At 39.7% G+C, this 21,963-nt stretch carries 21 protein-coding genes; 11 read left to right on the forward strand and 10 right to left on the reverse strand.

The features are described 5' to 3' along the window. Position 1 precedes the first annotated feature (1 nt). A complete protein-coding gene (locus N521_RS18345) occupies positions 2–1,216 on the reverse strand; it encodes a metallophosphoesterase family protein (protein ID WP_017360320.1) in 1,215 nt (404 codons plus the stop codon). A 173-nt stretch (positions 1,217–1,389) separates the two neighbouring features. Here N521_RS18345 and N521_RS18350 point away from each other — a divergent pair, with 173 nt between their 5' ends. Further along, complete coding sequence (locus tag N521_RS18350; protein WP_008348907.1) at positions 1,390–1,578, forward strand: YhzD family protein; 189 nt, start codon at positions 1,390–1,392, stop codon at positions 1,576–1,578. Positions 1,579–1,613: 35 nt separating this feature from the next. Here the strand turns inward: N521_RS18350 and N521_RS18355 are convergent, their stop codons facing one another. Further along, a complete protein-coding gene (locus N521_RS18355) occupies positions 1,614–2,378 on the reverse strand; it encodes an enoyl-CoA hydratase (protein ID WP_231493322.1) in 765 nt (254 codons plus the stop codon). Between the two features lie 185 nt (positions 2,379–2,563). Between N521_RS18355 and N521_RS18360 the strand changes: the two genes are divergently transcribed. From N521_RS18360 to N521_RS18370, 3 genes are all read left to right on the forward strand, one after another. Beyond that, a complete protein-coding gene (locus N521_RS18360) occupies positions 2,564–2,890 on the forward strand; it encodes a hypothetical protein (RefSeq protein ID WP_025207030.1) in 327 nt (108 codons plus the stop codon). 64 nt (positions 2,891–2,954) lie between these two features. Next, positions 2,955–3,452 (forward strand): cation:proton antiporter regulatory subunit, encoded by a 498-nt coding sequence (locus N521_RS18365; protein WP_017366937.1) that lies wholly within the window; start codon positions 2,955–2,957, stop codon positions 3,450–3,452. Between the two features lie 3 nt (positions 3,453–3,455). Continuing rightward, positions 3,456–4,679 (forward strand): cation:proton antiporter, encoded by a 1,224-nt coding sequence (locus N521_RS18370; protein WP_007497140.1) that lies wholly within the window; start codon positions 3,456–3,458, stop codon positions 4,677–4,679. A gap of 42 nt (positions 4,680–4,721) precedes the next feature. Here the strand turns inward: N521_RS18370 and N521_RS18375 are convergent, their stop codons facing one another. From N521_RS18375 to N521_RS18395, 5 genes are all read right to left on the reverse strand, one after another. Beyond that, positions 4,722–5,996: a lysine N(6)-hydroxylase/L-ornithine N(5)-oxygenase family protein gene (locus N521_RS18375; protein WP_026050068.1), complete on the reverse strand. Its 1,275-nt coding sequence runs from the start codon at positions 5,994–5,996 to the stop codon at positions 4,722–4,724. Between the two features lie 75 nt (positions 5,997–6,071). Beyond that, positions 6,072–7,571, reverse strand: a complete 1,500-nt coding sequence (locus N521_RS18380) for a coproporphyrinogen III oxidase (protein ID WP_035392528.1) — start codon at positions 7,569–7,571, stop codon at positions 6,072–6,074. 113 nt (positions 7,572–7,684) lie between these two features. After that, positions 7,685–8,551, reverse strand: coding sequence for a Cof-type HAD-IIB family hydrolase (locus N521_RS18385; protein WP_008348923.1), 867 nt, complete (start codon positions 8,549–8,551; stop codon positions 7,685–7,687). Between the two features lie 446 nt (positions 8,552–8,997). Beyond that, positions 8,998–9,354: a YlbF/YmcA family competence regulator gene (locus N521_RS18390; RefSeq protein WP_008348927.1), complete on the reverse strand. Its 357-nt coding sequence runs from the start codon at positions 9,352–9,354 to the stop codon at positions 8,998–9,000. Positions 9,355–9,476: 122 nt separating this feature from the next. Continuing rightward, positions 9,477–10,610, reverse strand: coding sequence for a DUF445 domain-containing protein (locus N521_RS18395; protein ID WP_035392531.1), 1,134 nt, complete (start codon positions 10,608–10,610; stop codon positions 9,477–9,479). 214 nt (positions 10,611–10,824) lie between these two features. Here N521_RS18395 and N521_RS18400 point away from each other — a divergent pair, with 214 nt between their 5' ends. From N521_RS18400 to N521_RS18430, 7 genes are all read left to right on the forward strand, one after another. After that, positions 10,825–11,931 (forward strand): YheC/YheD family protein, encoded by a 1,107-nt coding sequence (locus tag N521_RS18400; RefSeq protein ID WP_035392532.1) that lies wholly within the window; start codon positions 10,825–10,827, stop codon positions 11,929–11,931. Then, positions 11,888–13,246, forward strand: coding sequence for a YheC/YheD family endospore coat-associated protein (locus N521_RS18405; RefSeq protein WP_035392534.1), 1,359 nt, complete (start codon positions 11,888–11,890; stop codon positions 13,244–13,246). The genes N521_RS18400 and N521_RS18405 overlap by 44 nt, the downstream gene beginning before the upstream one ends. Positions 13,247–13,391: 145 nt before the next feature. After that, complete coding sequence (locus N521_RS18410) at positions 13,392–13,601, forward strand: YheE family protein (RefSeq protein WP_008348933.1); 210 nt, start codon at positions 13,392–13,394, stop codon at positions 13,599–13,601. Positions 13,602–13,621: 20 nt separating this feature from the next. Beyond that, a complete protein-coding gene (locus N521_RS18415; protein ID WP_035392536.1) occupies positions 13,622–14,497 on the forward strand; it encodes a helix-turn-helix domain-containing protein in 876 nt (291 codons plus the stop codon). A 137-nt stretch (positions 14,498–14,634) separates the two neighbouring features. Continuing rightward, on the forward strand, positions 14,635–15,741 hold the full coding sequence (locus tag N521_RS18420; RefSeq protein WP_024719977.1) for an ABC transporter ATP-binding protein: 1,107 nt from the start codon (positions 14,635–14,637) through the stop codon (positions 15,739–15,741). Between the two features lie 226 nt (positions 15,742–15,967). Then, positions 15,968–16,171, forward strand: coding sequence for an alpha/beta-type small acid-soluble spore protein (locus tag N521_RS18425; protein ID WP_008348940.1), 204 nt, complete (start codon positions 15,968–15,970; stop codon positions 16,169–16,171). 284 nt (positions 16,172–16,455) lie between these two features. Continuing rightward, positions 16,456–17,073: an NAD(P)-dependent oxidoreductase gene (locus N521_RS18430; protein ID WP_008348943.1), complete on the forward strand. Its 618-nt coding sequence runs from the start codon at positions 16,456–16,458 to the stop codon at positions 17,071–17,073. A gap of 111 nt (positions 17,074–17,184) precedes the next feature. Here the strand turns inward: N521_RS18430 and N521_RS18435 are convergent, their stop codons facing one another. From N521_RS18435 to N521_RS18450, 3 genes are all read right to left on the reverse strand, one after another. Beyond that, the gene (locus tag N521_RS18435; protein ID WP_035392539.1) at positions 17,185–17,838 is read right to left on the reverse strand and encodes a hypothetical protein; all 654 of its coding nucleotides are present in this window, start codon (positions 17,836–17,838) and stop codon (positions 17,185–17,187) included. A 255-nt stretch (positions 17,839–18,093) separates the two neighbouring features. Beyond that, entirely contained in the window at positions 18,094–20,109 is a 2,016-nt protein-coding gene (locus tag N521_RS18445) for an ABC transporter ATP-binding protein (protein ID WP_008348945.1), read from the reverse strand. Beyond that, complete coding sequence (locus N521_RS18450) at positions 20,106–21,863, reverse strand: multidrug ABC transporter ATP-binding protein BmrC (RefSeq protein ID WP_035392543.1); 1,758 nt, start codon at positions 21,861–21,863, stop codon at positions 20,106–20,108. Before N521_RS18450 ends, N521_RS18445 begins: the two co-directional genes overlap by 4 nt. Positions 21,864–21,963 lie beyond the last annotated feature (100 nt).

The raw sequence follows: 21,963 nt of genomic DNA on the forward strand, positions 1-21,963 counted from the left end.
CTCATAATTGCTTCAGCTGTTCTGCCAGCAGCCTTTGTGCCTCTTCTTTAATATCGATCTCGTCCTCTTTTGTAAAAGCTCTTCCTGCCTTTCTATAGGTTGGATGACGCTTGATCGGTGAAAGCAGCTCATCATACGCATCAAACTCGGCAATTTCTGCTGTTAGTTCTGTCAAAAAAGAATCTTCTGGATAGACGGCATCTACATGTGTCCGGCAGTCAATCGACATCACCCAAACGAACAAGTCTTCATCTTCCTCCTGTTCATGAAGAACAGCCATCAGCTCCTCAAGCACTTCAAGCTGCGTGAGCTCCATATAAGCAGGAGCATCGCCAGTTAGTTCGATTTTCACAAAATGAGGAACACCTCTCTCTTTCAGTCCACTCATCTTTTTGTCCACAAGTATCACAAGATCGGTCATATGAGCGGTATGTGTGATATCTATTATCAATGTCTCAAAGATGACATCTGAACAGCTCATAAACTCCGCTCTTTGAGCATCTTCAGATAGGTAAACGACATAACAGCCTTTCTCTCCTGTTTCTTTTATATGTCTTCCTTGCACGTTTCCAGGATAAATCACCATTGGGTCTTCATGCAGAAGAGCCCGCTTATGAATATGTCCAAGCGCCCAATAATCAAAATCCCGCGCTAGAAGCTGCTGAAGCTGAAATGGTGCATACGCATCATGCCCTTCTTGACCTGCTAATGTGCCGTGAAGCATGGCAATATGATAGGGGGCATCTGTTTTTTTTTCATAATAAGGTGTCATATTTTCATGGACAGCCCGCTCTTTGTAGCTGAACCCGTAAATACTTGCCACAAGCTGACCTTCTCTATAAAAGGCTTGCTCACTTGGCGTACTGCTCAAAAAAACGTGAACATTCTCTGGCCACTCAATTGGTGTCCATTCACCACCTAAATGATCATGATTACCATAAATAATAAACACTTCAATCCCGTGTGATTGCAGCTGAAGAAACTGATTTCTTAAAAAAAGTTGTGCTTTTAGGCTGCGATTCGATTCGTCAAATAGATCTCCGCTAAGCAGCATAAAGTCTACTTCTCGATCAATTGCAAGTTCAAACATGTTCTTGGCACTTTGAAATGTACTTTCTTTCAACCTCTTAAAAATTCGGTTCGGTATATTGGACATTCCCGCAAACGGACTATCTAAATGAAGATCTGCGGCATGAATAAAAGTGAGCTTCGTCAAACGTCTATCTCCTTGTACGTTACTGTAGTTGTCCATATTTTATCACGCCGTTTTTACGAATGCACGTTCTATCGCTCTTATTCTAAAAAACACATTTTTAGGGGTAAAAAAAGAGGTTTTAACTTCCTCCTTGTATAATTCATTAAAAAACAAGAAGAAAGGGAAGATCAGAGATGGAGAAAACCTACTTTTTGACTGTATTTGATTCGTCAGGTGAAACCTTATTAAACGAAAAAATCACCACAGATAGTGATGAAAAAGCAAAAGAATTAGGACGTCATCGTTTAATCGAACAACAATACACAAAGCATTCTCACCGGCTCGTAAATGATGCAGGTAAACTTCTTTTATTTGAACGTTAAAAAAGCCGGCATCCGCCGGCCATTCATTCTTCTATTTAATGAAACACAGGACGTCTTTTTTCCAAAAACGCTTGAACACCCTCCTGATGATCACGGCTTTGTCTCAGTCTAGCTTGTGCAGCACGCTCTTTTTGAAGAACGGCTAACAGCTGTGATTCTGACTGCTGAAAATAAATCATCTTTGTTTCAACAAAGGCTTGAAGCGGCATATTTAAAAACGTCTTGACGCACGCTTTCTGATACGTATCCACCTCATCTTGAAACACGCCGTCTGCAAGGCGAAGCTTGAGCGCTTCTTCAGCCGGCAGCTTTTGCCCGCTCCAAATCAATTGTTTAGCGGTTTGCTCACTAACTCTTTTGGTGAGGAAAAAATGCCCTCCGCCATCTGGGATTAACCCGATTCCATTAAAGTTCATGGCAAGTTTAGCATCTTGATGCATAAACAAATAGTCACAGCTAAGAGCAAAGCTAAAAGCAAGACCAGCCGCTGCCCCGTGGACAAGTGCAATCGTCACTTTTTTCATACTGGCTAAAGAAAGTGTAATTCCCTCGATCAGATCCATCACGCGATGAAAATCTTCTTCACGATCTTGCTTTAGCATCATTCCAATATCTCCGCCTGCTGAAAACCCTTTGCCCATCCCCTTGAGTACAACAATTTTCGCACTGCTCTCACTCGCTCTATCACACGCTTCCTTCAATTCAGCAAACATGTCAACATGAAACGAATTATACGCTTCAGGCCTATTGAAAACGATTTCAAAAATATCCCCATCTACCTGACAATTGATATATGTCATCATCCATTCCCCTCTTTCTTTTCAAGCTCATCACTTACTTCAATTTCCATCAAGTAATTCCTTTTCCTCTACATAAAAAATTTCAAGATCAACTGATACTAAAATAAGCATAATTGTTGAAACGAGAAATATATTTTTATATAGTAAAATAAGAAATAAAACATCATATGAAAGGGGGAGAATGATTGATAAGAAGTTCCATATGTATATTGATTAGCTGCATCGTCATGTTTTCTCCCTTTTCAAATGTCGTTTTTGCTTCACAAGCAGAAGCGAGCACACCCAGCCTGATTTCTCCATCGATTTATGATGAAGAAATCAATGCTGTGAAGACACCTCCGTTTTCAAAAAAACATGCCGCATCTCTTCTGTTAAAACAGAGGTTATCAATGGGCGCTTCAAAAGCTTTTCTTGTAAAGCTTGCATCAACCACAGCGTTATCTATTGATTTATGTTTTTTAGAAATGAAGTGTGCGATCCCCATTATGTACCAATCAAATTACCTCGACTGATTCATTTTATTTCATCCGTACTCACTATATGAAAAACAAAACCTATCATATTCGGAGGGATAAAATGAACATTAAAGAAAATGATCTTCCTGGGATTGGAAAGAAATTTGAAATTGAAACGAGAAATAGAGAAAAGATGACGATTGTGATTCATGATGATGGCAGACGGGAGATTTATCGTTTCGACGATGAAGATCCAGATGAAGTACTGTCCACCATTTCTCTCGATGATGCTGAAGCCCGGCAAATTGCTGCCATTATTGGCGGTATGGTGTATAAGCCGCAAGCACTTGAAACGATTGAAATGGCGTTCAATGATTTGATCATTGAATGGTTTAAGGTAGAAAAAGACGCAAAAGCGGTTGGACATACACTCGGCGATTTAGATGTGAGACAAAATTATGAAGTCACCGTCATTGCGATCATTAAACATACAAATGAAAAATTACTCAACCCCGGTGCCGATTCGATTATTCAAGCAAATGATACGATGGTCATTTCAGGCGAAAGAAAACACTTGAAGCGATTGATACGTGATTTTCTTTCTAGAGGGGGAGAGTGATGAATGGATCATTTAGTCTTTGAAGTTGGAACGGCGCTTATTCTCATCGCCATTGCCAGCTTAATCGCCAATAAAATTAAATTTTCTATCATTCCTTTTCTCATTGTCCTCGGGATGATTGTTGGTCCGCATGCACCAACCATTGGGATCATTGATTTGAAGTTTATCGAGAGCACCGAGATTATTTCGTTTTTTGGTAGAATGGGTGTCCTGTTCCTTCTATTCTACCTTGGGCTTGAGTTCTCTGTCGGCAAACTCATAAAATCGGGTAAATCCATTGCAGTCGGCGGATCTATTTATATTTTGATCAACTTTAGCTTAGGATTGCTTTATGGGTTTATCACAGGCTTTGGATTCCTTGAAGTTCTCATTATGGCAGGCGTTATCACCATTTCATCCAGCGCCATTGTCGCCAAAGTCCTTGTCGATTTAAAACGGACAGCGAACCCTGAAACAGAGTTAATTCTTGGGATTATTATGTTTGAGGATATTTTTCTCGCCGTTTATTTATCTGTCGTATCAGGTCTTGTCCTTGGAGATGCCACGTCCGTTGGCGGTGCCTTATTATCTATTTTAATCGCTTTTGGTTACATGATGATTTTCTTTATCATCGCGCGTAAGCTGCCAAAACTATTAAACAAACTATTCGATATCCGTTCAAATGAAGTATTTATCATTGTCATTTTTGCCGCTTTGTTCTTCGTGGCTGGTTTTTCAGAGACGATTCATGTCGCAGAGGCCATTGGCGCTCTCTTACTCGGTCTTGTGTTTTCAGAAACAGAGCATTCAGACCGCATTGAACATCTCGTTGTTCCTTTTAGAGATTTCTTTGGCGCCATGTTCTTCTTCAGCTTTGGACTAAGTATTGATCCATTTACATTAGGAGATGCCTTCTGGCTTGCGATCGGTGCTGTCATTCTCACCTTGATCGGGAACTTTACCGCCGGGATGTTTGCTGGAAGAAGAGCCGGTTTCTCTCATAAAGCCTCTTCTAATATTGGATTAACCATCGTATCAAGAGGAGAGTTTTCCATCATTGTAGCCGAACTTGGGATTGCAGGCGGGCTTGCCGCTACATTGAAGCCATTTGCTGCATTATATGTATTAATCCTTGCGATTTTAGGACCGCTAGTGACGAAAGAATCAAAGCGTATCTATCAAATCCTAAACAAAATCTTCAAATGGAAAACTGAAAAACCAAAAGTAAAAAGAGAAACAACCATTTAATTGAAAAGGGCCCTGTGCTGGGGCCCTTTTTTTATTTTATATCTATTCAAATTGCTGAAATGCTGTTTCTTGCTTCACTTGTTCTTTCGTATCCCCGCGAATGGTTCGGATGACTTTCTGATTGCGGTAGATCGAAAGTTTTAAATTGGTCGCCGCTGTTCCATGAGAGTGATCGAGGTTCGTGAATGTAAAGAAATGATGAGACCGTTTGTCTTTAAACACAAGCCTGAAGTCGTCTGTCACTTTAAAATGCTTATCGCTCTCCCATTCAATCAATGGTTCATATACGCTAAACCATTCCGGAATATTAGGCGTATATCCTGTAGCCAATACCACATGATCGGCTGTGATTTTCTTTTCTTTCTTCAGCTGCCATTGTTTCAAATGCAGCTCTAACTGCTGCTCATCCTCCATATGTATCGCTTCAAGCTCCGTCATTGGCTGAATGAGTACAGATGGCTCTTCTCCTGAAACGGATCGATGGTACAATTCCTGATAAATGTGAGAAAGCGTCGATGCATCTATGCCATTCCTTAATCCTGCCAGTCTAGGCAATGTGTTCATCCGTTCTTCATAAGGAAGGGAATGAAAATATTCAACATACTTAGGTGTAAATAGCTCCTGACCAAGCTCCGCTGTCTCTAGTTCTCTAAATTCACTTGAACGTGTAAACCATGAAAGCTGCTGTCCTTTCTTCTGATGCTGAAGCAGGTCTAAGAAAATTTCAGCTGCACTCTGACCTGAACCAATCACCGCCACCGTTTCAGCTTCATGAAGTTCTTTTTGTTGATCCACATAACGGCTGCTATGGGTCACATGCGGCAACGCAGCTTCTGGCACATCGACAGGAATCATCGGCTTGCTTCCCGTTCCAAGAACGACATGTTTTGCACGATATTCAGAAAGCGCCCCATCTTTCAACCGCCGAACTTTTACAAGATACCCGTCTTCACAGTCGGTCACTTCTTCCACCTTCATCCCGAACTGACAGCTATCTAATTCACCTGCAACCCATGATAAATACTCATTGAATTCTCTCCGGGGGATATCAAATTGTTCAAATGTATAAAATCGGTGAAGCCTGTTTGATTCATGTAAATAATTTAAAAATGTATACTTGCTCCTTGGATTAGCCATTGTCACAAGGTCCGCTAGAAAGGAAACTTGTAAGTCCGTTCCTTTGATGAGCATACCAGGATGCCAAGCAAATTCGGTTTCCTGTTCAAAAAAACAGCATGCCACATCTTCATACTCCTCTAATAAAGCGGCCAATCCTAAATTTGCTGGCCCAATCCCAATTCCGATCACATCCATCATATGTACACCTGCTTTATCTTTTTACCCCCTATATACCCTTTTACAAATGAAAAAAACACTGCGTCACCGCAGTGTTTACATGTGAGAAACAAATAATGACTCAAGAAACTGAATCTTCTCTTCCGTATAGTGCTCATAACGATCATTATAAGACTTTGGATCTTTTGGATTGGCATACTGCGTAATTTTTCCGGTTCGCGGATCAATGAATTTACTCGCAGCGCCGCATCCAATGCCAATGATCGTCTGCACCTCTTCCATAATGATAATATTATACAAACTTTCCTGTCCATCTAACGAATACCCGACATTTTCGAGATTCCCCAAAATGTTTTTTTGTCTGTATAAATAGTACGGATGATAGTCATGTGCCTTTGTCCAAGCAACCGCTTCATCCATCATACGTGTGATCTCTTCTCGGTCTGCCACTTGATACTTTTCCTTATTGCGGGTCATTTCAGACGCTCTCTTAAAGGAAAGTGTATGCACCGTTAAAGATTCGGGCTTCAGTTCTTCTGTCTTGTACAAGGAATGTTGGAATTCCTTTAGCCCTTCTCCTGGCAGCCCGATGATTAAGTCCATGTTAATATTATTCATGCCATACTGCCTTGATAAATGATACTTTTCAATCGTTTCTTCCACACTATGGTGCCGGCCAATCGCTTTCAATGTTTCATTCTCATATGATTGCGGATTGATACTAATCCGGTCAATATGATAACGGTTGAGCACTTCCAGCTTATCAGGTGAAATCGTATCAGGTCGTCCCGCTTCTACAGTGACTTCCCGAATATGTTTCACATCTGGAAAAGAGCGATACATCTCCTCATACAGCAAATCCATTTCTTCTGCTGTAATACTCGTTGGAGTACCTCCGCCAAAATAAACAGTCGTCACTTTAATCCCATGTTCCTTTAACCATTCGCCCATTTTTTGCATCTCATAATGCAGCCCAAAAAGAAACGTTCCCACTCTTCCAGCTTGTCCTTGAATGGCATAAGCAGGGAACGTGCAATAAGCACATTTTGTTGGACAGAAAGGAATACCGATATAAATACTCACTTCCTCCTGTAGATCGTACAGATCTGGAATGGCTTTGATTTGACGATCAACAATCTCCTGCATCAAATGGATCTTTTCATCATGAATCAAGTAATCGCGCTTTAACGCTGCATGTGCTTCTTCCTTTGTCATGCCTTCTCTTAGCATCTTATGAAGTAATTTCGTAGGGCGTATCCCCGTAAGAATCCCCCATTTTTGCGTCATTCCTGTATATTCCTGAAGCAGATGTAAATAAACAGACAACACAGTGTTTTTGATTTGCTTCCAGCGCTCTTTTTCATTCAAGCTCTCTGGCATCTCTCTTGTAAAACGACTCGTCATATCTGATCCAGCAATATGGCCAGAAGCCTCCACCATACCGCCATTTTCTTTCCAATCAAACACCATCACTAGGCCATCGTTTGCTTCACCGGAATCAAACAGCACTTCACTATCTTCTTCAAATAAATTGGCTATATTGACAAGCGGTCGATGAAATCGTTCATCAGACAGCCCTTTAACTAAAATTCGCATCGTATCACCTTTATCTTCAAACTTGTTTCATTTTACAAAATTCATCTAGGAAAAGCAATGAAGAGAACAGACGAAGGCCCTGCCATTTCTTAATAGACAGGGCCTTCATTATATTATCGTTTAATATCAAATTGATGTAAAAAACCTTCCCTTTGCTGCATTCTAAAGTATTCTTTGATCATATAAGCAACACCCTGTTCATCATGAGAACGTGTCACCCAATCGGCTTTACGTTTGACCGAATGAGGTGCATTCCCCATCGCAACGCCTAAGCCAGCTAACTCAAGCATCGGGATGTCGTCTGTCCCGTGACCGATCACGACCGTATCTTCTAATGTAAAACCTAGTGCTGAAGTTAAAAGAGAAAGTCCTGCTTCTTTCGATACCCCTTTGCATACAATGTTCATTTTCTCATCACTGATCTTAATCAGATCCACAGATGGGAATGCTTGTTGAATGGTTGTGTGGATTTCAGGCTGAAGTGCTGCCGTCGAATACACTTCAATGACAGGTGTGCTAACCGGTTCATCCATGAGCATATCACTTAATGATTCAACAAATTGAACGGGATAGAAAATGGGATCAGATGGATGAATCAACGTTTTTCCCATCAGTTGAGACTGTGTTTTTTTCCGATTGCCGATTGAGAATTTTTCATGTAACAAGCGAACATTACAATCAAAGCTTTCAAGGATCTGCACAAGATTAAATGTTTTCTCTTCCGTTAATTTCTTCACATGGAGCGGCTCATCAAGCTTATCAGCGATAAATGCACCACTATGCGTCACAAGAGTTGAAGTCGGTATTTTCAACGCCTTGGCAATTTTTTGCGCGGATCGAAAATGACGGTTGGTGACAATCGTCACGTAAACCCCTTTTTTCTTAACATATTCCACAGCTTCTTTTGTAGCGGAATGGATTTTCCCATTGGAACGAAGTAACGTTCCATCTATATTGAGTGCAAGTAGCTTTTTTGACACTGAGGCATCCCCCTTCTTGATGACTGTACTTACGATGAGGATATGCCCTAGCTTATCGCTTTAGAACATGCAGTTGAAGCAGCCCTTGTTTTATGCCTCAATCGCAAATAAAAAAAGCCTACCCCTAGGCTTTTTTTTATGTATGGTTTGGATGCGTAACAATGGCGTGATGAAGCTCCCCATGATCCCCTCATCTTTCACACACCAAAGCATTGCTTATATCATATCCCCTTATGCTTTGCTTTTCTCCCAGAAGCGCTTCTCTCTCATTTGGCTCATCGCCGTAAATCCAAAGTGGAACGCACCCAATTCATCACGATAGCGCTTTTTGAAAGCACTTTCAATAAGTATTATCGCAGAATTTACGAGCTTCGACAACCCTTTTTTTAAAGATATACAAGCGGCGATATGAATGAAAAAAAGGGCGAATATGATCGCCCTTTCAATTAATTTTCTTCTGTATTTCCATAAAGCTCTTCAAGAGGCTTCATGATAATTTTATTTAATTCACCGATGAGAACACTTACGCGTTGTTCTGCTTCCATCAACTGAGAGATTTTATCGTGCTGCTGCACAAGTGCAACCGTTTTTTGCGCTTGCTCTACTTCTTCTTGTGTAATCTCTTGACCAGTCATTTGTTTTTGTTGAAGGTTTACTTGAATGTCACGGAAGTTCTCAAACATTCTTTTAGAGGATTCATCCCCGTTTACCTCATCATAAAGATTTCTTAACGCTGAATATTCTTCGCTATGACGCAGTGCTTTTTCAAGGTCATATGCAACATCATAAAGATTTACAGACATGTTATGTCTCCTTTCTATCCGTTATCACCGATATGGATCGGCGGACACCACTCCACTATAACAAACTATGGCTTTCGTTTCACATATATACAATAAATTCATCGAAATTTCTCGATCTTGCCTTAGAATAAGGTGACAAAAATCGCTTGGACAGCACCGATCAATCCACCTAAAAGACCGCCTAAAAATGTGATCATCTTCAGCTCCTTATTAGATATGCTGATCACAAGCTCTTCCATTTTTTCAAGCGGGAAAAGTTCAATTTGTTCACGAATAATTTCTTCAAATTGGAGCTTTGCGAGCAGTCCCTCAAGCGCATTAGATGCGGCTTCAATCCCTTTATCAATGAGAGATGGAGCAAACTTGGTCTTAAGATCATCCGCTACTGCACTGATGTAAACTCCTACTGGTCTATCTAACAGAACCTTTGTAGAAAAATGTGAAAGCAATTGCTTTTTCACACTAAATAGAAGCTCTTTCACATTCCATTTTTTATCAAGCTCATGTAAAGAAAATTGCTTTACCTTGTCCCATTCTTGAACAAGTAAATCTGATAAAAACCTTTTTGTCTCTGCATTCTTTAAGAACTTCATCATTTCAGGATGTACGCGATCAATTAAGCTTGAATTCCCTAAAAACATTTGGACCATACTGCCAAGCATTCCTCGTTCTTTTAAGAAATCATCTATCATATGACCGAGTCTTGCTTTTCCCTCATCACTTTCAAAGTAATGAATGCCTCTCTTTAAAATATAATCTGCGGCATGTGGAATTTTGGATGCAAGCTTATTTTCTACATCCTGTGGCAGCAGCTCAGACAACGTTTGCTGATCATACTTTTCAAGCAGTGAGTGGAGCTTATGATCAGTCCACTGATGAAGCCATGCGTCAGCTTTAACGTCAGCCTGTGAAAAACCGTATCTTTCTAACATGGAGAAAACCGTCATTTCCATTTCAGCACCTTTATCAATATATCGGTGCACTGTCTGCAATATCTCTTGCCTTGCCTCCGATGATTCAAATCGTTTTTGAATACCCTCTGGCGTTAGTAAATGCTCCATCACCATGACGCCAACCTGCTTGGCTACTTCATCTCTCCTTTTAGGAATAAGACCTGGTGTAAATGGGAGCTGCTTCCCAAATAAATAATATGGCTTATACGGACGAAAGAGCATTTTAATTGCGAGATGGTTTGTTGCTGCCCCTATAACTGCACCTATCACAATCATAAAGATAAACGTTGTGAATATATCCAAAGTCGTCATCTACCTTTCAAACAACACCTGAAGTTTATTGTTTTTATCTATACGTATTATAGTTGTTGTCAAGAGCCCAAGCAAATGAAGCATTCAATGTGACATATGAGACAACGATCTGTCGTAATGATATAGGAACGCCAAGTTTATGTAAAATCAACAAAAAGTGTTTTTCAGATGTTAAAAAAAGAATTTGAAAAGTAGGTGTTGTTTCATGACGTCAACGCTCGGCATTGTCACTCTTTCTCCGAAGCATGAAGAGGCATTCACACTTCAGCTTGCCAAAGCAGCCTCTTCTTTTGATTTAGAAGTTGTTCGTTTTTCACCTCTAGATTTAAAGCCTGCTTCAAATATCATTCACGGTCAAAAATTTAAGACTGGCAAAGGATTTGAAGCGTCAGAATTTCAGATTCCTGACTTGATTTATGATCGTTGTCTTTATCAGCATGACGCACAATCTAAAAAAGCAAAACCTATCATGAATTGGTTAAAAAAGTATCCAAAAACCGTTTTTTTGAATACTGGAATTTCAAATAAAATGCGGCTATTCGAGCAGCTCCGTCTCCTGCCTTCTTTACAACCATACTTACCAGTCTGCTCTCTATTGACAGAGCCTTCAGACCTTCTCAACTTGGTCAGAAAGGGCGGATATTGTAAAATACAGCCGCTTTCTCAACAGCACGCAGCACCCTCTTGCTTCATTTCTTTAAGAGACAAATCACTCATTACTGTGCAGCTAAACGCTAAGCAAATCATCACCTTTTCACATTCAGAAGAGGTTGAGCGTTGGTGCAAAAAGTATATCGGCCGATCTTTCCTTCAATTTTTTAACACGAATGATCAAAAAGACGTTATATTCAATGAAATTAGGATTTTTCTTATAAAAAATTCACAAAATCAATGGAATAGCATGGGGATTCATACAAAACCATCAGTAGAAAACAGCCTTTTAAGCAATACACAAAATTCCATTCATGTGGTAGCCTTTGATCACTATTTAAACTCATTAAAGCCACACATCAAGGAGCTGTTGTTAGATGATATTGCCTCCATTCAGTCATCTCTTCCAGCGTTTATAGACAAAACTTTCTCACCGTGTATTGAATTCGCTATAGACTTGCTTCATACAAATGAAGGCAGACTTTTCATCTCAAATGTAAGATCAAAGCCAGGACGATCCTCTTTTTTAAAAGCTTACCCTGAGAGGGAGAATCAATTGATTCAGACCATACTTGAACATGCCAAATCGATGATGGCTGAAGAAAAGGAGGTTCCTTATGAAGAGAAAACGCTACATCATCGCTCCTCATTCAGCAAGTGAAAAAACAGTACATCTCCCTGTCCAGTTTAAAGAGCAGGGGGCAATTTTATCTATTGCTTTAGGTTCTTGTTTAGTAGATGATTTCACCATTTCCTATCATCATCAATCACAAAGGATTTTATTATCAGAAGACCTTTATTGCGCTTTACTCATTCCATACAAAACGAAAGCTGATGTCATATTAGTTCAACATACACTCTATATAGGACCTCTCATCGGCATTTTCACTGCAGGATTCGAACAAAATACAGCACCTTTAGGCGCAAGATCTTCCTATTTTATAAAACTGCTGCAATCTTGCAGGCAGCATGCTGGTTTTGCATATCTTTTTGGTACTCATTCTATCGATTGGGATAAAGGAATAGTAGACGGTTTGCTTTACCAAGAGGAGCGCTGGGTAAAAAAGCAGATGCCCCTCCCATCCGTTGTTTATGACCGGCTGCCTAATAGAAAGGCTGCTCAGTCGGCATTCATTCAAGAAACAAAACGAAAACTCACTCAAGACTACGATATCCCTTGGTTCAACCCTTATTTTTTTAATAAATGGGACATTCATGAACAGCTATTAACAGATGAAAAAACAAGCTTTTTCTTACCACATTCCATACGATTAGATCCTTTTGATGCTTTAATTACAATAGAAACACTCCTTCATCTGCATCATGTCATTTATTTAAAACCAACAAACGGCAGTCACGGAGACGGTATTTATCAGTTAAAGAAGACGGAAAACGGGATCACTGTCTGCTCAAATAAAGGGAAATCCACTTCATATCATTCCGTAGATCATTTCGTGAAAAAACTGCGGGAAGATTGTGCAATTCACGACTTGATTGCACAACAAGGCATTGAGCTTCTTCAAATAGACAATCAACCACTGGATTTTAGAATTCATACGAATAAAAATAAGTATGGTCATTGGACTGTTACAGCCGCTGCTGGAAAAGTTTCAGGAGATCACACTGTCACAACCCATCAACTGCATGGTGGTTCAGTAAAAACACTGTATGATATCTTTCCTGATGCAGAGAAACGTTTGAAGGTTTTGCAAGAGCTCTCTGATACTGCCCTCGCACTTAGTCGTGTGATAGATGAAAAAATGCCCGGTCTGATTGGCGAAATTGGTTTTGACTTAGGTATTGATCACTTAGGTGCTATCTGGATGTTTGAAGCCAATTCTCGTCCAGGCCGCGAGATTTTTCTGCATGCACCATTGAAAAACTCAGAATGGCTGATTGGGAAAAGAATCGTTGAATACGCATCTTACCTAACACAAATGGCTCTTACTCCTATAGACCATGCAAACGCCTACTGATGTTTTCTTTTCATGTCTCTGAAATCTGTGCTTTCCCTATGCTCTTTTCATCAGATGAGATACAATAAAACCAAGTTCAAGGTTGTTTCCGGATTGTCGTGTGTATTTATTGTTTCATCAATAAAAGCAAGGAGGCAATGATGATATGATTTCTCATTTTCAATGGAAACCTCTCTTTAAAAAAGCGCAATTACCTGGCTGGAAAATATCCTTTTTTCATAATGGTTCACACTATGAAGGCATTTATCACAAAACGGGTGATATTGAATGGGGCTCTCAGCTTCCGCCTCATGAAGTTGAACCAACCTTAAAAGAAGAAATTCACGAATTAATGCTATTCCATGTGTATGATTAAACTGTTTAAGGAGCCTCGCCATGTTAGAAAAGCTAAAACTTGTTTACGGACACCATATCATCAGTTCACCAACAAATGATAAACAAACTCTCTGGTATCAAACAGACAAAGGCGAAATTTTCGGAGTAAACAAAACGGAGCTAACAGAAAGAGAAGCGCTTCTTCTCAATTCATTCCTCACACCAATTGATGTACCTCATACGCAGGAAACGGAAGAAGAACAGAAATGGTACAGCTATCTCTTTGAAAACAAATCAATCACCATAGATCAATCCGTCCGTGTTCATTTTTTTAAAATGGATCATCAAGCAGAACAAAGGCAGCAAATAAAAGAGGCTGTGAACAGCAGCCTCGAACATATTCATTTCATATGGACAGGCACTGAAACAGCTATGCTCATTCAAACAAACGCTACATCAGAAAATGGTCAACTTGAACAGCTACATGATTTGTCTCAAGCCATCACAAGTGATTTTTTAACAGACGTTGTCTTCATGCAAGGACAGCTGCATTTGCCGAATGGAAATTTAAAAATGAGATTATTAAATGAACATCAGCTCTTTTTATGGCATCTGAAGCAAGGAAAACTTAGGTCAGGGGTTGCAACATTTTATCAATGTCTACCTGCTTTCATTCGCCATGATACAGACATGGTTTCTGCCGCTATTTCAGATGCATTTATAGAAACAATCTTTGATCGGGACGTTTACCGGACTCTCACGACCTATATGCAGTGTAATTTAAATGCATCGCAGGCAGCAAAAGCGTTATATGTTCATCGAAACAGCCTTCAGTATCGGATTGATAAATTTATTGAACGGACAGGGCTAGATATACGGCATTTTCAAGAAGCGTCAGCTGCTTATTTCATGATGAATCTTCTCGATCTTTCTTAAATGATCCTATCATGAGCACCTTGCCTAAAAATGAAAATAAGATGTTGTGCACGTTGTCCATTTACAGACACCCTTCCTTTTTATACACTTCATTTATAAGTAAAGCGCTTTCAAAAAGGACTGGGAGGCTACCACCTATGGCTGAAATGATGCTAAATCAAATTTATAAAGTGTACGATAACAAAGTAACAGCAGTAGATAACTTTAATCTACATATTGAGGATAAAGAATTTATTGTGTTTGTTGGTCCATCTGGGTGCGGAAAATCAACAACTCTCCGCATGATTGCAGGCCTTGAAGAAATTTCACAAGGGGATTTTCTATTAGACGGCAAGCGAATGAATGATGTGGCACCAAAAGATCGGGATATTGCGATGGTTTTCCAAAACTATGCCTTATACCCTCATATGAATGTGTACGATAATATGGCTTTTGGATTAAAGCTTCGAAAATTTCCTAAAGCAGAAATTGATGAGCGGGTACGAAACGCTGCAAAAATATTAGGACTTGAACAATACTTAGATCGAAAACCTAAGGCATTGTCTGGAGGTCAAAGACAGCGTGTTGCACTTGGAAGGGCCATTGTGCGAGATGCAAAAGTCTTTCTTTTGGATGAACCTCTCTCTAATTTAGATGCTAAACTTCGAGTTCAGATGCGTGCCGAAATTTCTAAACTTCATCAGCGGCTACAGACGACATTCATCTATGTCACACACGATCAAACAGAAGCTATGACAATGGCTACTCGGCTTGTTGTCATGAAAGATGGCTTTATTCAGCAGGTTGGCGCACCAAAGGATGTGTATGAAAACCCAGAGAATGTCTTTGTAGGAGGATTTATTGGCTCTCCAGCGATGAACTTTTTTACAGGAAAACTGTCTGACGGAGCCATTGCCATTGGGAATACGCACATTCGTGTACCAGAAGGAAAAATGAAAGTATTACGCAGTCAGGGCTATATCGGAAAAGATGTGATTCTAGGCATCAGACCAGAAGATTTCCATGATGAGCCTGTGTTTATAGAGGCTTCTGAAGGAACAAAAATTGAAGCAAACGTAGAAGTGGCTGAATTAATGGGAGCCGAAACGATGCTTTATTCTTCTCTCGCTGGTCAAACGTTTATTGCACGTGTTGATTCTCGCACAGATATTCAGGCAGGTCAGACGATCCCTCTTGCCATTGATATGAATAAAGCGCACTTCTTTGATACAGAGACTGAGCTGCGCATCCGCTCAGCTGAATAAGAAGACGTTCCACAAACCATCACCATTGGGTGGTGGTTTTTTGTATATGAAAACAACATTTACCATGTTCTATTTCCGTATGTTTTTTTCGTAGCGAACCATAATATTTAGTACAAAGCAGTTACCACATTGGGTTTCGCCAAGTGGCAAATGACTTGGTCATTTCGCTGGTGCGATTCCAGCAAACCCAACCAAAAAAATCATATATAAAAAGGAGATTCACATCATGGCAAATTCTAATAGTTCAAATCAATTACTAGTTCCTGGAGCAGCGCAAGCAATCGATCAAATGAAATACGAAATCGCTTCTGAGTTTGGTGTAAACCTTGGAGCAGAAACAACAGCTCGTGCTAACGGTTCAGTTGGTGGAGAAATCACGAAACGTCTTGTATCTTACGCTCAGCAAAACCTTGGCGGAACAAAAGCTTAATTTCATATCTGGATCATAGAAGGCACCTCTTATGGTGTCTTCTTTTTTTGGTTTTATCCCTCACCGATTCCTTTTGAATTCATATGATGTATTAGAAAGGAGCGGATCTTCATGGACATTATTTCAGGTGTGAATTTTGAACTTCTACAATTTGTCGGTCTCTCTCTATTATGTGAATATGCTCATAGTATTCGGTCCTTTCATCTTTATAAAAAAAGCATGACATAAAACTGTACCATTTTAAGTTCTTTTCACTTATAGTATGTAGTGGAGGGATCGATCAGATGAAAATAGCTCTTTTCGGTGCTCATGGACGTGTAGGACAAGCATTTCTTCGTTTCGTAAAAGAAGATGATCGTTACATGGTTCGCTCGTTAATTCGGACAAACCGGGAAGAAATGCTTGCGGGTATGTTTCAAGTCACCGGCAATTCCAGAAATCAAGAGGATGTGCTTGAAACGATTAAAGGATCAGATATTGTCGTGAGCTGTCTATCAACAGATGGTGATGATACTTTATCTGTTTCAATGGAGCATATCGTACAAGCCATGAAGCAAACAGGAACATCAAGAATTATAACGATTGGCACTGCGGGGATTTTAAAAGCAAGGCAGCAGCCTGAGCTTTACCGCTTTGAAACAAATGAATCAAGGCGAACCACTTCCCGAGCTGCTAAAGAACATGCCAAAGCATTTGAAATTCTTCAATCAACTGAACTAGATTGGACAATCATTTGCCCAACCTATTTACCAGATGGAGAAGTGACACGGTCATATCGCTATGAAAAGAATTTTCTCCCTATAGATGGACAGAAAATTTCAGTTGAAGATACCGCACACTTTTTGTATCAGCAGTTAAACTCAAAGGAATTTGTGCATCAACGCGTCGGTATCGCTTATTGATGGAAACACACCCAATGTAGCCAGAGAAATTCAAAAAGCCGAGGTGAAAATCACCTCGACTTTTTAATATGAGTATAAAAATAAATTAAATTGAATATTTCAAAAAATCAATTAAAGAGTAATCCAGCCTGATTTTGAATGAACTCTTTTTACTACACCTTTTCCTGTAACAAATCTAATTCTTTTTCCTTTTACTTTGTACTCAATGAAAGGCAATTGAACATCTATAAGATCGTATTTTTTATTCTTAGTTAAAAAGTCTTCTAAATACCCCATTTGCCAATATCCATTATAAACCATATTCTTAAGAGTACCTCGAGCACTAGGAGCTAAGGTAGTTATTAAACCAGACACTCCCGCAACTACTCCTGCAGGTGTACTAGTTACAAATACCAATCCAAGTACAGTCGCACTTGTGCCTAGTGCATCTTTTAGCTTGCTGTAATCTTTTTTATTAAATCCTTTATCAAAAATATTACGCTGAGCAGATGTCATTTTTCTAACTTGGCTTAAATTAAGAGTAACCCTTGCAGCATATTCTGAAGAATCAATATTACCTAAAGCATGAACTTGTCCAACCTGATTAGCAGTCTTAAATGATTGAATTTGTGATGATAAATCAGTTTTTGTCTCGACTACTTGTTTCTTTGGTACTTTTTGTTCAGCTGCTGATGCAGATGATGTAATTTCACTAAATCCAGAAATAATTAATGTTGTTGCAGCAATCAAGATGACGTTCTTAAATAACCTTTTTTTACTCTTCATATTCAATCCTCCTGTTTTTTGATACAAGAATATAATATCACAAATAAGAGAAAATCATATATTTTTGGATAAAAAAACTAAAAAATATGTATAAAAATTCATTAATTAACCATTTTACATATCTTATTTCACATATGTGATATTGATTCATAATTACAAAAATATATCTTCCTATTAATATTAAAGTTACTTGAGTTTCACCACTGAGAAAAGCCTCTTTCAGTTGAAAGAGGCTTTCTATATTAAAATACTTCATTAGCTGCTCGTCACAGCTCCCTTTTGTAATTCGTACATTTGCGCATACAGTCCACTTTGCTCCATGAGCTCTTCGTGGCTGCCGCGTTCGACAATTTCACCCTTTTCTAACACCAAAATCATGTCAGCTTTCTTAATAGTAGATAATCGGTGTGCAATGACAAAAGTGGTTCGTCCTTCTTTGACGACATCCAGTGCCCGTTGAATGATGGCTTCTGTTTCTGTATCAATGTTAGCCGTCGCTTCATCTAGAATTAAGATCGCTGGATCGTATGCCAGTGCACGGGCAAATGAAATCAATTGACGCTCCCCAGAGGAAAGAGTACTCCCCTTTTCAACAACTGGTTCATCAAAACCTTCAGGCAAATGCTTTAATAGTTCTGCTGCGCCCACTTGCTTTAACGATGTTTCAATCGTTTCTCTTTTAATGTCTTCATTTCCTAAACTGACATTGGATGCGATCGTTCCAGAAAATAAATAAGGATCTTGTAGTACAATGCCCATTTGCTTACGCAGCGTTTGGCGCGACTGATCATAGATGCTTTCTCCATCAATGAGAATGTCCCCATGCTGAATATCATAAAAACGCAGCAGCAAATTCATGATCGAACTTTTCCCAGAACCGGTATGTCCAACGAGTGCCACCGTCTGACCTTTTTTGGCCTCAAAGGTGATGTTCTTTAATACATTTTTCCCTTCATTATACGCAAAGGTAACATCCTGAAATTGAACGTGCCCCTCGATTTTCTTCTGAACCGGTTCTTCCACTTCAGTACCAGGCTCATCTAATAATCGAAAGACCCGTTCAGATGAAACCCTTGCTAATTCTAATCTAGAAAATTGATTCACAATGCCTGTAATCGGCTGGAACAAACGATTTAAATAATCGACAAATGCATAGAGCACCCCAATCGACACAATGCCCGTCGCGCTTAAGGACGCGCCGCCAAAATACCAAATGAGTGCGACGTATGCTAAGTTCCGAAGCAGATTCACCAAGTTATGTGAGAGCAGTGAATTTAAATGAAGCATCTTTCGCTGATATCGAAAGTGATTGTTATTCAGCTCATCAAATTCTTCTTTCGTTGCTTGTTCATGTCGAAATGCTTGAATAATCGTCATTCCTTGAATAGCTTCATTTAGCTTGGCATTAATTTCACTGATGATGGATCGAATGCGATGATTGTAAACCGACGCAAACTTTCGGTAAGTCATCGACCATAGGAAAATAATCGGAACAGCCACTAAACAAATGAGCGCCAACTTCACATTTAATAAAAACATGGCGATATAAATGCCAATCATGTAAATGGCACTTGTGACGAAATTCGCTAGTACTGTGACATATAAATCACGAATGGTTTCTGTGTCATTGGTAATCCGCGCGACAACCTTTCCAGCCGGTAAATTATCAAAATACCGAATCGGAAGCGTTTGAATATGTTCAAATACGTCCACTCGCATTTTTTGAATAATGCGATTTGCAATACGCTGGAGTAAATAGTGCTGCCCATATTGAAAGAAAATCGCAATGACGAGCATCCCAAAATAAAATAGAACAAGCTGCACCAAACCACTGATTTCCGGCTGATAAAAAGCGAAGATTTCCTCTTTGGATAAACGCTGTACCTGATACGTCTCACGCTCGCTCCCATTTTCAATGGTGAGCTGATCCCCTTCTATTGTCCGGCTCCCGTCAAAGCGAATCGGTTCATTCACAAAATAGTACCCAAATCCGACTTGCACGACATTGATTTGCTTTCCATCTTCATTTTGATTCTGTAGCCGGTCACTTCTTATATAGTTATTTCCCTGGTAATAAACCGTTTTATCTGTTTTTTCATTTACCTCAACATACGGTTTTTCTACACCTAAAATATGATCATCAATCATTTTTTTCCCAATGAAAGGTCCTGTCAACTCAGCACCAACTGCAATGATCAGAAAGATCAAAGCAACAGACAATACTTTTTTATATAGGAGTGCATAGGCAAGAAGTCTTCTCCCTGTTGTCATGCCTCATCCCCTCCTTCCAGCTGATTTGTCAGCTGCTGACGCAGAAATTGCTCTTTATACCATCCATCTTGCTGAATAAGCGCTTGATGGGTTCCCTTTTGAACAATACGTCCTTCTTCCATGACAAGAATGAGATCCGCATGCTCTACAGCTGATAGACGGTGGGTTGTAATAAATGTCGTTTTTCCATGACGATTTTGTCTTAAATTCTCTAAAATAGCCGTTTCTGTTTTTGCATCAACTGCAGATAACGAGTCATCCAAAATCAAAATGTCTGGATCAATTAATAAAGCACGTGCAATGGAAATCCGCTGCTTCTGTCCTCCTGACAGCGCCACTCCCTTTTCTCCAACCATGGTTTCCAAGCCTTCTGGTAAAAGGCGTAAATCCTTTTCAAAGTAAGCATCTTTAATCGCTTGTGCTAATTCAGCTTCTCTCGCGTCTCTATGACCGAAACGCATATTCTCTTCTACACTTTTAGAGAAAAGGACATGATCTTGCGGAACATAGCCAATCCATTGGAACAGTTGATCCAATTCAATGTCCTCAATTGGAACACCTGAAAACAAGATCTTTCCATCACCTGTCGGATACTGACGAAGAAGCTGTTTGACAATCGTTGTTTTTCCGCTTCCCGTTTTTCCTGTAATACCAATCGTTTGCCCTTTTCGTACAGTAAAGGAGACATCCGTTAGATTATCTTTAGAGGAAGTTGGATATCTAAATGTCACATGTTCAAATTGAATATCGCCAGGCTCTTGTAATCTTTTTGGCTTGGCTGCGTCAGTTACATCCGGTTGATAACTGAGTGTATGATTCAACCGGTCTAATGAAGCATTTCCTCTTTGCATGATATTAATCAATTCACCAATGGCAAACATTGGCCAGATCATCATCCCCAGATAGACGTTAAATGCGACAAGCTCACCAATGGTTAAATCACTTTGGAACACAAGATATGCGCCGTAACCGATACCGATTAAATAACTGATCCCCACAAGCAATTTCACCGTCGGCTCAAACAATGAATCAATGATCGCCACACGCATATTTTTTTGAAAGACATCGTCTGTCATTTCTCGAAAGCGATTCACATCTTGTTTTTCCTGTACAAAAGACCGAATCACCCGAACGCCGGCAACTGATTCTAATACACGATCATTCATATCACCAAATGCATCTTGAGCGACAGTAAAGCGTTCATGAATTTTACTGCCATAAAACGCTATCAAAATCGCCATCAGTGGCATTGGAATAATGGCCATTAAAGTTAATTTCCAGCTGATCGTCAGCCCCATCGTAAAAAAGATCATGAGCATGTAAGCAGTGGAATCGACTAATGTTAAAACGCCAAAGCCTGTTGTTAAAGCCACAGCATTCAAATCATTTGTACCTAACGCCATTAAATTTCCGGTTTTTTTCTTTTCATAAAAGGTGGGTGTCATCTTAAGTAAGTGGCGCATTAATTTTCCGCGCATTACACGCTCCATGACATTCGCGCCACCAAATAACTGATACATCCAAAAATAGGTGAGCGCATAGACACTGACACCAAGTAAGCAAAAAATGGTTACGTAAAACAGAATACTGGATGTTGTAAATTGACCAGACCGAATGTCATCAACTGCTTGACCTAGATACCTCGGTGGCAGCATTTCAAGCACATTCACAATGAGCAGCAGCGTAATGGCGATTGTATAGCGCCTCCACTCTTGTTTAAAGAACCAGCCTAATTTCACAAATACTGAAAACATGTTTGTCTCTCCTTTTAAAGCTAGCCGCTTTCTATATTTTCCTGATTGTCACCTTGTTTCGTTTCTTGAGCTTTTGTCATTTGTCTTGCCTTTGGCATGT

The organism is Bacillus sp. UNC125MFCrub1.1 (assembly GCF_000701305.1).
Taxonomy (GTDB): domain Bacteria; phylum Bacillota; class Bacilli; order Bacillales; family Bacillaceae; genus Bacillus; species Bacillus altitudinis.

Bases quoted from the DNA above. Each gene is read 5' to 3' on its own strand.
- N521_RS18435 (WP_035392539.1), bottom strand. From the start codon at position 17,838: ATGAAGAGTAAAAAAAGGTTATTTAAGAACGTCATCTTGATTGCTGCA.
- N521_RS18375 (WP_026050068.1), bottom strand. From the start codon at position 5,996: ATGATGGATGTGATCGGAATTGGGATTGGGCCAGCAAATTTAGGATTG.
- N521_RS18390 (WP_008348927.1), bottom strand. From the start codon at position 9,354: ATGTCTGTAAATCTTTATGATGTTGCATATGACCTTGAAAAAGCACTG.
- N521_RS18355 (WP_231493322.1), bottom strand. From the start codon at position 2,378: ATGACATATATCAATTGTCAGGTAGATGGGGATATTTTTGAAATCGTT.
- N521_RS18405 (WP_035392534.1), top strand. From the start codon at position 11,888: ATGAAGAGAAAACGCTACATCATCGCTCCTCATTCAGCAAGTGAAAAA.
- N521_RS18415 (WP_035392536.1), top strand. From the start codon at position 13,622: ATGTTAGAAAAGCTAAAACTTGTTTACGGACACCATATCATCAGTTCA.
- N521_RS18425 (WP_008348940.1), top strand. From the start codon at position 15,968: ATGGCAAATTCTAATAGTTCAAATCAATTACTAGTTCCTGGAGCAGCG.
- N521_RS18430 (WP_008348943.1), top strand. From the start codon at position 16,456: ATGAAAATAGCTCTTTTCGGTGCTCATGGACGTGTAGGACAAGCATTT.
- N521_RS18380 (WP_035392528.1), bottom strand. From the start codon at position 7,571: ATGCGAATTTTAGTTAAAGGGCTGTCTGATGAACGATTTCATCGACCG.
- N521_RS18410 (WP_008348933.1), top strand. From the start codon at position 13,392: ATGATTTCTCATTTTCAATGGAAACCTCTCTTTAAAAAAGCGCAATTA.
- N521_RS18350 (WP_008348907.1), top strand. From the start codon at position 1,390: ATGGAGAAAACCTACTTTTTGACTGTATTTGATTCGTCAGGTGAAACC.
- N521_RS18420 (WP_024719977.1), top strand. From the start codon at position 14,635: ATGGCTGAAATGATGCTAAATCAAATTTATAAAGTGTACGATAACAAA.
- N521_RS18450 (WP_035392543.1), bottom strand. From the start codon at position 21,863: ATGTTTTCAGTATTTGTGAAATTAGGCTGGTTCTTTAAACAAGAGTGG.
- N521_RS18365 (WP_017366937.1), top strand. From the start codon at position 2,955: ATGAACATTAAAGAAAATGATCTTCCTGGGATTGGAAAGAAATTTGAA.
- N521_RS18370 (WP_007497140.1), top strand. From the start codon at position 3,456: ATGGATCATTTAGTCTTTGAAGTTGGAACGGCGCTTATTCTCATCGCC.
- N521_RS18400 (WP_035392532.1), top strand. From the start codon at position 10,825: ATGACGTCAACGCTCGGCATTGTCACTCTTTCTCCGAAGCATGAAGAG.
- N521_RS18445 (WP_008348945.1), bottom strand. From the start codon at position 20,109: ATGACAACAGGGAGAAGACTTCTTGCCTATGCACTCCTATATAAAAAA.